Source organism: Streptomyces sp. SAS_270 (assembly GCF_052543295.1).
In genome coordinates this window covers 125,365-140,852 of record NZ_JBMNDS010000006.1, presented here as the reverse complement: position 1 = coordinate 140,852, position 15,488 = coordinate 125,365, and the positions used below count along the sequence as shown (strand labels likewise).

Here is a 15,488-nt window from a genome sequence, read left to right as displayed (position 1 = left end):
AGAGCGAAGAGATGACGACGACACACCGCGGCGCTGTTCTCCCGCTCACCGCGGCGCAGGCCGAAATCTGGTTCGACGAGCAGTTCGCCACCGGGCCGCTCGCCTACAACATGGCCGACTACATCGACCTGCGCGGTCCGCTCGACGCCGCGCTCCTCGCAAAGGCGCTGCACTGCCTGGGCCACGAGGCCGAGGGGCTGCGGGTGCAGTTCGTCGAGGAAGCGGGCGCCCCGGGCCAGATCGTTCGCCCGCTCGCCCAACTCCCGCTGAAGAGCCTCGACTTCAGCGCAGAGACCGAACCCCTCGCCGCCGCCGAGCGGTGGATGGGCGCCGACCACGCCGAGCCGCTGAAGATCACCGACTTCCCGCTGTTCCGGGGCGCGCTCATCAAGCTGGGCCCCGAGCACCACCTGCTCTACCTGTGCATGCACCACATCCTCGCCGACGGCTACAGCCGCGCACTCCTCTACCCGAAGCTCGCCGCGCTCTACACGGAACTCGCGCAGAACGAGGGCGAGTTGAGCGTCGAGGGTGACGTCATGCCGCCCTTCCACCGTCTCCTGGACGCCGAGCGCGCCTACCTGGACTCACCGCAGGTCGAGCGCGACCGTACGTACTGGACCAAGCGCCTCACCGCCGGCGACCGCGGCCCGGCGCCCGAACTCGTCTCGCTCTCCGCGCAGGAGCCCGCCCCCGGCCGCGACGCACTGCGCCACACCTCCCGCCTCTCCACCGAGGCCACCGACGCGCTGCGCGCCCTTGCCCGCGACGGCAAGGTCACCATGCCCGTCGTGATGGTCGCCGCCATGGCCGCCTACACCCAGCGCGTGACCGGCGCGGCCGAACCGCTGCTCACCCTGCCGGTCACCGGCCGTGTCGGCGCCGTCAGCCGTGAGATCCCGGGCATGCTCGCCAACTACCTGCCCCTCGCGGTACGGGTGCGCCCGGAGATGACCCGCGCCCAACTCCTGCGCCAGGCCTGGGTGGAGGTGTCGGGCGCCCTCAAGCACCAGCGTTACCGGGGCGACCGTGTCCGCCGCGACATCGGGCTGCGCACCGACGACCGTCGCGCCTTCGGGCCGTTCATCAACGTCCTCAACCAGGACCCCGAACTCGCCTTCGCCGGCGACTGCCGGGGCACCGTGGTCAACCTCTCCACCGGCATCGTCAACGACCTCATCATGACGGTCCTGAACGCGGCCGACGGCACGATGGAGATCCACCTCGACGGCAACCCCGAGCTGTACCGCTCCACCGAACTGGCCACGCACCTCGCCCGCTTCGAGGCCTTCCTCGCCGCCCTCGCCGAGCTGCCCGCGGACGAGCCCCTCGGCCGGGTCGGCCTGGGCGCGCCCGACGAGCCCCTCGGTCTGCTCGGCGCCTGGGACCGGGCCGCAGAACAGGACGCGTACGAAGGCCTCGTCGAGCGAGTGCGTGCCGTGGCCGCGCGCACGCCCGACGCGATCGCCGTGGCCGACGGCGCCGAGAGCGTCACCTACCGCGGTCTCCTGACGCGCGCCGCGGGCGTGGCCTCCCGGCTGACCGCGGCCGGGGTGAGCACCGGCTCGCTGGTCGCGATGCTGGCCGATCCCGGGGTGCCGTTCGTGGCGGGTGTGCTGGGTGTGCTGGGTGCGGGTGGCGCGTATCTGCCGCTGGATCCTGCTGCTCCGGCGGCTCGTAACGCCGCTCTTCTCGCGGACAGCGGTGCCCGCTTCCTCCTCGTCGGCGCCGGCTACGAGGAGCGGGCACGGACCCTGACGGACCTGCCCGTGCTGCCACTCGCCGCGCCCACCGATGCCGCCTGCACGACTGAACTCCCTTGTGTCGGGGGTGGGTTGGATCTGGCGTATGTGATGTTCACGTCGGGTTCGACGGGTCGCCCGAAGGGGGCGATGGTGCAGCGGTCGGGGATGGTCAACCACCTGTGGGCGAAGGTGGGGGATCTGGATCTGGTGGCGGGGGAGTCGGTGGTGGCGAACGCGCCGCTGACCTTCGATGTGTCGGTGTGGCAGATGCTGGCTCCGTTGTTGGTGGGGGGCCGGGTGCGGGTGTCGGGGGTGGAGCTGGCCGCCGATCCTTCGGGTCTGTTCGCCGTCGTGCGTGATGAGCGGGTGGCGGTGCTTGAGGTGGTGCCGTCGCTGCTGCGGGCGGCGCTGGATGCGTGGGATGTGGAGGGCGGGGCTCCCGAACTCCCGTCGCTGCGTTGGCTGATGGTGACTGGCGAGGCGCTGCCCGCCGATCTGTGCGAGCGCTGGCATGTCCGGTATTCGCATGTGCCGTTGATGAACGCCTACGGCCCGACGGAGTGCTCGGACGATGTGACGCACGCCGTCATCACGGCCGGTCAGCAGCTCGACGGTCGGGTGCCGATCGGTGGTGCGGTGCGCAACACCCGGCTGTATGTGCTGGGTGATGAGTTGCAGCCGGTGCCGGTCGGCGTGCCGGGTGAGCTGTACGTCGGTGGGGCCGGCGTCGGCCGCGGCTACCTCGACGATCCCGGCCGTACCGGAGGCACGTTCGTCGCCGACCCCTTCGGGCCCAGCGGCACCCGCATGTACCGGACCGGCGACCGTGTGATCCAACGCCCCGACGGGCAGCTGGAGTTCATCGAGCGGCGCGACCACCAGGTCAAGATCCGCGGGCGTCGCGTCGAGACCGGTGAGATCGAGGCCGTCATCCGGTCCCTGGACAGCGTGGTGGACGCCGCGGTCGCCGTACTTCCCGACGCCTCCGGCAACCCCCGGCTCGTCGGCTACCTGACCGGACCCGGTGTCGACGCCACGCAGGTCCGCGCCGAACTCGCCCAGCTGCTGCCCGCGTACATGATCCCCGCGTCCTGGCTGGTCCTGGACGCGATGCCGCTCACCCCGAACGGCAAGCTCGACCGCAAGGCGCTGCCCCGCCCCGCCGTCGCCGAGCAGGACACGACACGTGGCCCGCGCGACGAGCGCGAGCGCATCGTGTGCGGCATCTACGCCGACGTACTCGGCGTCTCCCGCGTCGGGATCGACGAGGACTTCTTCGCGCTCGGCGGCGACAGCATCCGCTCCATCCAGGTCGTCAGCCGCGCCCGCAAGGCCGGACTCGCCCTGACCACCCGCGACGTCTTCACCCACAAGACCGCCGCCGCCCTCGCCCGGGCAGCGGGCGCGGTCGACGCAGGCACCGCGAGCGGGCCCGCCGCGACCGCCGACGAGAGCGGGGTCGGCGTCTTGGAACTCACCCCGATCATGGGCCAGTTGCACGAGGACACGCGGACGCTCAGCGGCCCGGTGGTCAAGTACAGCCAGCACGTCGTCGTCCGCGTCCCCGCCGGCCTCGACGCGGACCGCCTCGACACCGCCCTGCACGCCCTGGTCGACCACCACGACGCCCTGCGCACCCGCGCCACCGAACCGGCCCCCGGCCTCTGGCAGCTGGAGGTCCTCGCGCCGGGCGCGCTGTCCGGCGTACGGCTGGTCTCCACCGTCGACGCGAGCGGCACGACCGGCTCGGACCCCCACGACATCCTGGGGTTCGCCGAGCGGCAGGCCTCGGCGGCCCGCGCGCGCCTCGATCCCTCCACCGCCGTCATGGTGCAGGCCGTACTGATCGACGCCGGTCCGGGCGCCTCCTGCGGATGGCTGGTGATCTGCGCCCACCACCTCGTCGTCGACGGCGTGTCCTGGCGCATCCTGCTGCCCGACCTGTCGGCCGCCTGCGAGGAACTCGCCGCCGGCCGCAGCCCGGCCCCCGACCCCGTCGGCACCTCGTACCGCAGCTGGTCGCGCCTGCTCACCGAACAGGCCCGCACGCAGGTACGCGGCCCCGAACTCGCCCTGTGGCAGGACATCCTGGACGGCCCCGACCCGCTGGTCGGAACCCGCAGGCTCGACCCCGCCAAGGACGTCTACGGCACCCAGCGCACCCTGCGCCTCGAACTCGGCCCCGACATCACCGGGCCGCTGCTCACCGAGGTTCCCGCGGCCTTCCACGCCGAGATCAACGACGTCCTGCTGACCGGACTCGCCCTCGCCGTCGCGGACTGGCGCAGGCGGCACGGCCACGCCCACTACGGGCAGACCCTGATCGAGCTGGAGGGCCACGGCCGCGAGCAGCTCAGCGACACCCTCGACCTGTCGCGTACCGTCGGCTGGTTCACCAGCGCCTTCCCGGTCCGCCTCGACCCCGGCACCCTCGACTGGGACGAGGTGTGGGCGGGCGGCCCCGCCCTGGCCACGGCCCTGAAGAAGGTCAAGGAGCAACTGCGCGCCCTGCCCGACCGGGGTGTCGGCCACGGCCTGCTGCGCTACCTCAACCCGCACGCCGCCCGCGCCCTCGCCGGATATCACCGGCCGCAGATCGGCTTCAACTACATGGGCCGCTTCGACGCCCGCGAGACCGGGCTGTGGGAGCCCGCGGGCGGCGACGGCGTCGTCGGCACCGGCGCCCACCCCGGCATGCCGCTGCCGCACGTCCTCGACGTCACCCCCGCGACCGAGGACCGCCACGACGGACCGCATCTGATCGCCAACTGGAGCTGGGCCGGGCAGTCCGTCGCCGAGGAGGACGCGCGGGACATCGCGGACACCTGGTTCCGCGCCCTGGAGCTGCTGTCCCGGCACGGCGCCGGACCGGCCGCCGGCGGCCTCACCCCCTCCGACCTGCCGCTGGTGGACCTGGCACAGGACGAGATCGAGGAGTACGAGGCCGAACTCGCCGAGGCGGGCACGACCCTCGCCGACGTCCTGCCCCTCACACCCCTCCAGCAGGGCATGCTCTTCCACGCGGACTACGACACCGTCGCGGGCGAGCAGGGTGACGACGACGCCGACGCCGTGGAGGCCCTGGACGTCTACACCCTGCAGATCGTCGCCGACATCGAGGGCGACCTCGACCCGGCCGTACTGCGCGCCGCCGGGCAGGCCCTCCTCGACCGGCACCCGAACCTGCGCGCCTCCTTCCGGGCCCGCGCGACCGGCGACCCGGTGCAGATCATTCCGGACAGCGCCCGGCTGCCCTGGCGGGAAGCCGACCTGAGCGACCTGCCCGAGCCCGCGCGCACCGCCGAACTCGACCGGATCACCGAGGCCGAGCGCACCCGCCGCTTCGACCTCGCGCACCCGCCCCTGCTGCGCTTCACGCTCGTCACCCACGGCGAGGGACAGCACCGCTTCATCTGGACCAGCCACCACATCCTCGTCGACGGCTGGTCGATGCCCCTGCTCGTCCAGGAACTGTTCGCCCTGTGCGCACCCGGCGCGGACGTCACCCTCCTGCCCGACCCGGCGCCGTACCGCGACTACCTCGCCTGGCTGACCGCACAGGACCGCGACGCGGCCCGGGAAGCCTGGCGCGACGTCCTCGCCGACGTGACCGAGCCGACCCTGCTCACCCCGGCCGACCCCGACCGTGTCCCGGCGCTGCCCGACTCCGTACGCGCCGAGGTGCCCCGCGAGCTGACCGCCGCCCTGTCCACCTGGGCGCGCGGGCAGGGCCTGACCCTCAACTCCGTGGTGCAGGGCTGCTGGGCGCTGCTGCTCGGCAGGCTCACCGGCCGCCAGGACGTCGTCTTCGGCGCCGTCACCTCCGGCCGGCCCGCCGAGGTCCCCGACGTCGAGTCGATGATCGGCATGTTCCTCACCACCGTGCCGGTCCGCGCCCGACTGCACCCCAGCGCCACCCTCACCGAACTGCTGCACGCCCTCCAGGACCAGCAGACCGCGCTGCTGCCGCACGAGCACCTCGGCCTCACCGAGATCCACAAGGCCGCCGGGCTCTCCGGCGAGGTCTTCGACACCGTGGTCCTCTTCGAGAACTTCCCCCTCGGCGAGAGCGGCGTGGACACCGGCAGCACCGCAGGCGGCCCCCGCGTGGTGCGCGCCGAGGCCCGCGACGCCCGCCACCACCCGCTGAGCATGGCCGTCTTCCCCGGCGACACCCTGAGCCTGCGCCTGGACTACGCGCCGGACCTGTTCACTCGCGACGGCGTCGAACGCGTCGCCGTCGTCTTCGAGCACCTGCTGCGGACCGTCGCCGAACAGCCCGACCTGCCCCTCGCCCGGATCGACGTGACCGCCCCGGCCGGCCTGGCCGGACCCGGCACCCCCGGTGAACTCGGCGGGCTCCTCGGCACCTGGGACCCCTCGATCGCCGAGGAGAGCCTCGGCGTCGTGGAGCGCGTGCGCGCGGTGGCCGCGCGCGTCCCCGGCGAGATCGCCGTCACGGACGCCGCGGGATCCGTCACCTACCAGGAACTGGTCGAGGCGGCCGGCGGACTGTCCGCCGGACTCACCGCGGCCGGGGCGAGCACCGGCTCGCTGGTCGCGATGCTGGCCGATCCCGGGGTGCCGTTCGTGGCGGGTGTGCTGGGTGTGCTGGGTGCGGGTGGCGCGTATCTGCCGCTGGATCCTGCTGCTCCGGCGGCTCGTAACGCCGCTCTTCTCGCGGACAGCGGTGCCCGCTTCCTCCTCGTCGGCGCCGGGCACGAGGCCCGGGCCGAGGAGCTCACCACCGCCCGGATCACCGCCCTCGCCCTGGAGGACGGACTCACCGCACGCGCCCTGCCCGACTGCATCGGGGGTGGGTTGGATCTGGCGTATGTGATGTTCACGTCGGGTTCGACGGGTCGCCCGAAGGGGGCGATGGTGCAGCGGTCGGGGATGGTCAATCACCTGTGGGCGAAGGTGGGGGATCTGGATCTGGTGGCGGGGGAGTCGGTGGTGGCGAACGCGCCGCTGACTTTTGATGTGTCGGTGTGGCAGATGCTGGCTCCGTTGTTGGTGGGCGGCCGGGTGCGGGTGTCGGGGGTGGAGCTGGCCGCCGATCCTTCGGGTCTGTTCGCCGTCGTGCGTGATGAGCGGGTGGCGGTGCTTGAGGTGGTGCCGTCGCTGCTGCGGGCGGCGCTGGATGCGTGGGATGTGGAGGGCGGTGCTCCCGAACTGCCGTCGCTGCGCTGGCTGATGGTGACCGGCGAGGCGCTGCCCGCCGATCTGTGCGAGCGCTGGCACGCCCGCTACCCGAGCATCCCTTTGATGAACGCGTACGGGCCGACGGAGTGCTCGGACGACGTCACCCACGCGGTGATCAGCGCCGGGGAGCCGCTGGACGGTCGGGTGCCGATCGGTGGTGCGGTGCGCAACACCCGGCTGTATGTGCTGGGTGACGAGTTGCAGCCGGTGCCGGTCGGCGTGCCGGGTGAGCTGTACGTCGGTGGGGCCGGCGTCGGCCGCGGCTATCTCGACGACCCGGCCAGGACGGCGGGGACGTTCATGGCCGACCCGTTCGCCGGCGCGGGAACGCGGATGTACCGGACCGGTGACCGCGTGGTCCAACGCCCCGACGGGCAGCTGGAGTTCATCGAGCGGCGCGACCACCAGGTCAAGATCCGCGGCCGCCGCGTGGAGCTCGGCGAGATCGAGGCCGTCATCCGTACCCTCGACGCCATCGCCGACGCGGCCGTCGCCGTCGTTCCCGACGCCTCCGGCAACCCCCGGCTCGTCGGCTACCTCACCGGTACGGGCACCGCGGCACCCGACCCCGACCGTGTGCACCAGGACCTGGCCCGGCTGCTGCCGGCGTACATGATCCCCGCGTCCTGGCTGGTCCTGGACGCGATGCCGCTCACCCCGAACGGCAAGCTCGACCGGAAGGCACTGCCCCGCCCCGACCACACGGACGAGACGCAGAAGCGCGGCCCGCGTGACGAACGCGAGCGCGTCCTGTGCGAGATCCTCGGCGACGTACTCGGCGTCCTGCAGGTCGGCATCGACGAGGACTTCTTCGCGCTCGGCGGCGACAGCATCCGCTCCATCCAGGTCGTCAGCCGCGCCCGCAAGGCCGGACTCGCCCTGACCACCCGCGACGTCTTCACCCACAAGACCGCCGCCGCCCTCGCCCGCGCCGCCGCCGAGCAGGAGCAGAACGGGCCCGGCGCACCCGCCGCGGAGCCGGAGAGCAGCCTGATCACCCTCTCCGACGACGAACTCGCCGATCTGGAACTCGAGTTGAGTGAGGAGCTGTCGTGACCGTGACCAACACCGGGTCGAAGATCAGCGAGGTGCTGCCGCTCTCGCCGCTGCAGCAGGGGCTGCTCTTCCTCTCCTCCTACGATCACGCGGCACCCGACCTCTACACCCTCCAGTTCGACGCGGACATCGAGGTCGCCGACGCGGACGGCGGCACGGAGACCGAGGCCCGCCTGCGCGCCGCCTCCGCCGCCCTGCTGCGCCGGCACCCCAACCTCCGCGCCTGCTTCCGCAACCGGAAGAACGGTGAGCCCGTCCAGATCGTCCTCAAGGAGGAAGAGGTCGAGCCGGACTGGCAGGTCCGGGATCTGACACACCTGCCCGTCGCCGCGCGGGACACCGAGGCCGAGCGGATCGCACGCGAGGACCGGCTGCGCCGCTTCGACCCGGCGCGCCCGCCGCTGATGCGGTTCACCCTGATCCGGCTCGGCGAACGACGCCACCGGCTGCTGTGGTCCGTGCACCACATCCTCATGGACGGCTGGTCCTTCCCGCTCGCGGTACGGGAGTTGATGCTTCTCGGCGACGGGGAGCGCGGCCGCGCCGAGCTGTCCCCGCCCGCGCCCTACCGCTCCTTCCTCACCTGGCTGAAGGGCCGCGACCGTACGGCGGCACGGACGGCCTGGGCGGAGCTGCTCGACGGCCTGGACGGCCCCGTACGCCTGCTGCCCGCCGCCCGTACCGAGGGCGATGCGCAGCAGCCCGAACTGCCCACCGGCATCGGTGACTTCCTCTCCGCCGAGCGCACCGCCGCCCTCGCGGCCTGGGCGCGCGGGCAGGGCCTGACGCTCAACTCCGTGGTGCAGGGCTGCTGGGCGCTGCTGATGGGGCGGCTCACCGGCCGCGAGGACGTCGTCTTCGGCTCCGTGACCTCCGGCCGCCCCGCCGAGGTGCCCGACGTCGAGTCGATGATCGGGCTGTTCGCCAACACGCTGCCCGTGCGCGCCGACGTCCGCCCCGGCCTGCGCGCGAGCGACCTGTTCCGGGCACTGGCAGGGCAGCAGATCGCGCTGATGCCGTACGAGCATCTGCCGCTCGCCGAGGTGCAGGCCGCCTCCGGGATCCAGGGCGAACTCTTCGACACCGTGCTCGCGTTCCAGAGCTATCCGCTCGACGAGGAGGGCCTGCGCCGCGAGTCGGGCGGCGCCGTGAGCGCGGCCCGGGTGCACTCGGCCACGCACTACCCGCTGAGCCTGACCGTGTTCCCCGGCGAGCGCCTTGAACTGCAACTCGCCTACAAAGCCTCTGTGTTGGAACAGGACGGGGAGAGCCGCCCGGAGCGCGCCCGGCGCATTCTCGACCGCCTCGTCCGCATTCTCGGCGACGTCGCCGACGACCCCGACGTGCTGCTCGCCCGCCTGGGCGCGCCGGACCCCGCCGAACAGCGGCGCATCCTCACCGAGTGGAGCGGCGGCGCCGCCGGCACCCCGGACGAGACCCGGCGCCGTACGACCATCCCCGCGCTCTTCGCCGAACAGGCCGACCGCACGCCCGACGCGGTCGCCGTCACCGTGCCCGAGGGGGCCGGCTCCGCCTGTCTGACCTACGGCGAGCTGGAGACCCGCGCCAACCGGCTCGCGCACCTCATCGCCGCTCGCGGCGCCGGACCCGGGACGTTCGTGGCGCTCGCGCTGCCGCGCGGCACGGACCTGATCGTCGCCGTCCTCGCCGTCCTCAAGGCAGGCGCCGCCTACCTGCCCCTGGAGCCCGGCCACCCCGCCGAACGCCTCGCCCACACCCTGCGCGACGCCCGCCCCGCACTCCTGCTGACCAGCGCCGAAGCCAGGCTGCCCGCACTGCCGGAGGTGCCCGACGTCGAGCGCGTCGACCTCGGCGCCGACACGACACGGGCCGCGCTCGCCGCCTGCCCGGCCACCGACCCGGGCACCGGCGCCGCCGCCGACCCCGAACACCCGGCGTACGTCATCTACACCTCCGGATCCACCGGCCGCCCCAAGGGCGTGGTGGTGCCGCACCAGAACGTGGTCCGGCTGCTGGACGCCACCGACCCGTGGTTCGGCTTCGGGCCGGACGACGTGTGGACCCTCTTCCACTCCATCGCCTTCGACTTCACGGTGTGGGAGCTGTGGGGCGCGCTGCTGCGCGGCGGCCGGCTGGTCGTCGTGCCCTACGACGTCTCCCGCTCGCCCGACGCCTTCCTTGACCTGCTCGCCGAGGAACGCGTCACCGTCCTCAACCAGACGCCGTCCGCCTTCTACCAGCTGATGCGCGCCGACGCCGACCGGCCCCGCGAGCTCGCCCTGCGCCGCGTGGTGTTCGGCGGCGAGGCGCTCGACATCGGTCGCCTCGCCGACTGGTACCAGCGGCACGGCGACGCCGACGGGCCGCTCCTGGTCAACATGTACGGGATCACCGAGACGACCGTGCACGTCTCCTACCAGGAACTCGACGCAGCCACAGCCGCCGCCGGCGGCGGCAGCGTGATCGGGCGCGGCATCCCCGACCTGCGGGTGTACGTGCTCGACGGCGCCCTGCAGCCCGTCCCGGCGGGCGTACCCGGCGAGCTGTACGTCGCCGGGCCGGGCCTGGCACGCGGCTACCTTGGACGCCCCGACCTGACCTCGGCACGCTTCGTCGCCTGCCCGTTCGGTCCCGCGGGCGCCCGCATGTACCGCACCGGCGACCTGGGGCAGTGGCGCACCGACGGCACCCTCGAATACCTCGGGCGCGCCGACGAACAGGTCCAACTGCGCGGATTCCGCATCGAGTTGGGTGAGATCGCGACCGTCCTCGGGCAGCACCCTCGGGTCGCCGAGGCCGCCGTTCTCGCCCGCGAGGACCGGCCGGGCGACCAGCGCCTGGTCGCGTACGTCGTGACGGCCGACGAACCGAGGACGGATGAACTCACCGCGGAACTGCGGGCGTTCGCCGGTGAGCGGCTGCCCGACTACATGGTCCCGGCCGCCGTCGTCCGGCTGCCCGCGCTGCCGCTGACCGCCAACGGCAAGCTCGACCGCCGCGCGCTGCCCGCCCCCGAGTACGCCACCTCGGCGCGCGCCCCGCGCACCCGTGAGGAAGAGGTGCTCTGCGGCGTCTTCGCCGAGGTCCTCGGCCTCGAACGCGTCGGCGTGGACGACGACTTCTTCGCCCTCGGCGGCCACTCGCTGCTCGCCACCCGCATCGTCAACCGGGTCCGCGCCGAACTCGGCGCCGAACTGCGCCTGCGTGACCTGTTCGAGGCCCCCACCGTCGCGGGACTCGCCACCCGGCTGCCCGCCGCCGAGCCCGGCAGGGCCCCCCTCGTCGCGGGACCGCGCCCGGCCTCCCTTCCGCTGTCGTACGCGCAGCAGCGCCTCTGGTTCGTCGAACGGCTCGGCGCGCCCGGCGGGCTCTACAACATCCCGCTGGCCGTGCGGCTGTCCGGCCCCCTGGACAGGCCCGCGCTCGAAGCCGCCCTCCAGGACGTCGTGGCCCGCCACGAGGCCCTGCGGACGGTGTTCCCGGCGCGCGCCCTCTTCGCCGATGACCCCACCGAAGCCACCGGCGCCGGGGCCTCCCCCGCTTCCGGCGCCGGTTTCGACGGCGGCGTCGGCCCGGCCGAGCAGCGGGTGCTCGCGCCGGCCGACGCCCCCGTGCCCCTGCCGGTGAGCGAGACGACCGAGGCGGGCCTGCCCGCGGCGCTGGCGGGCGAGGCGGCACACGGCTTCGACCTGGAGACATCCGTCCCGCTGCGGGCCCGGCTGTTCGCGCTCGGCCCCGACGAGCACGTGCTGCTGCTCGTCGTCCACCACATCGCCGCCGACGGCTGGTCGCTCGCCCCGCTCACCCGCGACCTGACCGAGGCCTACGAGGCACGGCGCACCGGCCGCGCACCCGCCCTGCCCCCGCTTCCCGTGCAGTACGCCGACTACGCCCTGTGGCAGCGGCACGTGCTCGGCGAGGAGAACGACCCCGACAGTGAGCTCTCCCGCCAACTCGCCTACTGGACCGGCGTGTTGGAGGGGCTGCCGGAAGAGCTCGCGCTGCCCTTCGACTTCGTCCGGGGCGCCCGGGCCAGCCACCGGGGCGGCGCCGTACGGGCCACCGTCCCGGACGCGCTCGGCCGTGCGCTCAGGCAGACGGCGGCACGCTGGGGCGTCAGCGTGTTCATGCTGCTGCAGTCCGGACTCGCGGCGCTGCTCACCCGGCTCGGCGCGGGCACCGACATCCCGCTCGGCAGCCCCGTCGCGGGCCGCACCGACGAACGCCTCGACGACCTCGTCGGCATGTTCGTGAACACGCTCGTCCTGCGCACCGACACCTCCGGCGACCCCGGCCTGCGCGCCCTGGCCGAACGCGTCAAGGACCACGACCTCGCGGCCTACCGCCACCAGGACGTGCCCTTCGAGAAGCTCGTCGAGGCCCTCAACCCGGAACGCTCGATGTCCCGACACCCCTTGTTCCAGGTGATGCTGGGCTTCCAGCAGACAGCCGGCGCGCAGGGTGCGGACGCCAGGGCCGCCGGCCCGGGCATCTCCGTCTCCCCCGAGCGGGTGCCCGAGGGCACCGCCAAGTGGGACCTGTTCTTCCAGGTCGTCGAGGAGACGGAAGCGGTGGCCGGCCAAGAGGCGGGCGAACCGCGGCTCTCGCTCACCGTGGAGTACAGCACCGACCTCTTCGAGGCCGCGACCGCCCGCCGGGTCACCGACGCCTACCTGCGGCTGCTGACCGCCGCGCTCGCCGAGCCCGACCGGCCGCTGTCGCGCCTGGACATCCTCGACCCCGCCGAGCGCACCGAGCTCCTGGCCCGCGGTACCCACCGCCTCGGCACGCCCGGCACCACGATCACCGACCTGGTGGCCCGGCACATCACCGCCACCCCCGACGCCGTGGCCCTCGTCCACACCGAGCCCGGCGCCCCCGACCGGCTCGTCACCACGACCTATGCCGAACTGGACGCCGCAGCCAACCGGTTGACCCGCTTCCTCACCGACCGGGGCGTCGGCCGAGGTGACTTCGTGGCCCTCCGTCTGGAGCGTGGCCCCGCCGTGGTGACCGCCCTGCTGGCGATCGCCAGGACCGGCGCCGCCTATCTGCCCGTCGACCCCTCCTACCCGCGCGAGCGGGTCCGCGACATGCTCGCGGACAGCGGCGCCCGCCTGCTGCTGACCCAGGAGTCCCTCGCCGGCGGCCTCACGGACCTGGGCGCGGACATCGCCCGTGTCGTCCTCGACGCGCCCGGCACCCGCTCCGCGCTCGCCGCGCTGCCCGCCGGCCCGCCGCCCGCCGTGCACATCGACCCCGACGACCTGCTGTACGTCATCTACACCTCGGGCTCCACCGGCAGGCCCAAGGGCGTCGCCGTCTCGCACCGCGCCGCCGTACGCCTGGTGCACGGACTGCCGGGCCTGCAACTCGGCCGGGACGACACCTTCCTGTACTTCGCGCCCGTCGCCTTCGACGCCTCCACCTTCGAGATCTGGGGGCCGCTCACTCACGGAGCGCGCCTGGCGGTCACTCCGCCCGGGCCCGCCGACCCCGAGGCCCTGGAGGCGTTCCTCGGCCGGGCGGAGGTGACGGTCGCGTTCCTCACCACACAGTTCGTCAACACCGTCGCCGACACCCGGCCCGGCGCCCTCGCCCCGCTGCGGACCCTGCTCACCGGCGGCGAGGCGCACTCCGGCGAGCACCTGCGACGGCTGCGGGCCGCGCTGCCCGGCACCCGTGTGTTCAACGTGTACGGGCCGACGGAGACCACCACCTTCGCCACCCTCCAGGACACCGCCGAGACCGGCGAGTCGGGAGTCTCCGTTCCCATCGGGCTGCCCATCGGGGACACCTGCGCCTACGTCCTCGACGAGGCACTGCGGCCCGTCCCGCGCGGTGTGGTCGGCGAGCTGTACCTCGCAGGCGAGGGCCTGGCCCGCGGCTACCTCGGCCGGCCCGCGCTGAGCGCCGAGCGGTTCGTCGCCAGTCCCTTCGGGCCGGCGGGCGCCCGGATGTACCGGACGGGCGACCTGGTCCGCTGGGACGCGCACGGACGCATCGACTACGTCGCCCGCGCCGACCAGCAGGTGAAGATCCGCGGCTACCGCATCGAACTCGGCGAGATCGAACGCGTCCTGGCCGCCCACCCGGCCGTCGCCCGCGCCGCCGTCCTGGCCCCCGCCGCACCCGGCGGCGGCCCCCGAAGCCTGGTCGCCTACGTCGTGCCCGCACCCGGCGCCGCCGCCCCCGAACCGGCCGCCCTGCAACGCCACCTGGCGCTCTCGCTGCCCGACTACATGGTGCCCGCCGGCTACGTCCCGCTGCCCGAACTGCCGCTCAACGCCAACGGCAAGCTCGATGTGAAGGCCCTGCCGCCCGCGCCCGACCGTCCCACGAAGGCGCCCGGCACCCACGCCTCGCGCCCGCCCCGCACCGACCGGGAGGAGCTGCTGTGCGCGGCCGTCCAAGAGGTCCTCGGCATCGGCCGAGTCGGCCCGGACGACGGGTTCTTCGACCTCGGGGGTGACAGCCTGAAGGCCATCCGGCTGGTCAACACCGCCGCCCGCGCCGGGCTGCGGATCAGCCTCGCCGCGGTCTTCGAGCACCGCACCCTGGACGCCCTCGCCGCGAGCGCGGACACGGCGGGCGAGGGACTCGACCTGCTCGGGCCCGTCCTGCCGATCCGCACCGCCGGCGGCAGGCCCCCGCTGTTCTGCGTGCACGGCGGCCTCGGCTTCGGTATCCCCTTCGCCGCGCTCGCCGAGCACCTGGACGCAGAACAGCCCGTCCACGCCCTCCAGGCACGCGGCCTCGGCGCCGCGGACCCGCTGCCCCGCGACCTGCGCGAGGTCGCCGACGACTACCTGGACCGGATCAGAAGCATCCAGCCCGAGGGCCCCTACCACCTGCTCGGCTGGTCCTACGGCGGTGTCGTCGCCCACGAGATGGCCGTACGGCTGCGCGAGGCGGGCGAGGAGGTGGCGTACCTGGCGAACCTGGACGCCTACCCCGACGACGCGGACGGCGTCCGCCCGGCCGACGAGGAGTTCCTCGCCGAGTTCCTCGCGGAGGCAGGCGTCGACGCGGCCGGGCTCGGGCAGCTCACCCCGGAGGCCGTCGCCGCACACCTCGCCCGCTCCGGCGGACCGCTGGCCGCCCTCGAACAGGCCACCCTGGAGCGGCTGTTGAAGGTCATGCGCAACAACCTGGAACTGTTCCAGCGCTTCACCCCGGGACGCTTCGACGGCTGCGCCATGACGCTGTTCCTCGCGACCGGCGACAGCGCCGCGGACCGCCTCACCCCCGACGAGCGCGCCCTGAAGGCCAAGAGCTGGGAGCCGCACCTCGGAGCCGGCCTCGACCGGCACGACGTGGACTGCGGCCACCAGCAGATGCTGCGCCCGGACCCGGCGGGAGTCATCGCACGCACCGTCGAGCGCGATCTCGCCGCCCTGGCCGCGGCCCGGCGGACGCCGCCGCCCCCACTCACCTGACCCGACACCGACCCGCACACCTCTGCGCGTACGCGTTCCACGCACGTATCCGCACCACGAC

General features: G+C 73.6%; 2 protein-coding genes. Both read left to right on the top strand.

What is annotated here, in order from left to right; all coding sequences use genetic code 11:
• The first annotated feature begins 11 nt into the window (after positions 1-11).
• Positions 12-8,006, top strand: coding sequence for an amino acid adenylation domain-containing protein (locus tag ACN6LB_RS06520; protein WP_445024936.1), 7,995 nt, complete (start codon positions 12-14; stop codon positions 8,004-8,006).
• Positions 8,003-15,427: an amino acid adenylation domain-containing protein gene (locus ACN6LB_RS06515; protein WP_445024934.1), complete on the top strand. Its 7,425-nt coding sequence runs from the start codon at positions 8,003-8,005 to the stop codon at positions 15,425-15,427. The genes ACN6LB_RS06520 and ACN6LB_RS06515 overlap by 4 nt, the downstream gene beginning before the upstream one ends.
• Positions 15,428-15,488: the final 61 nt, after the last annotated feature.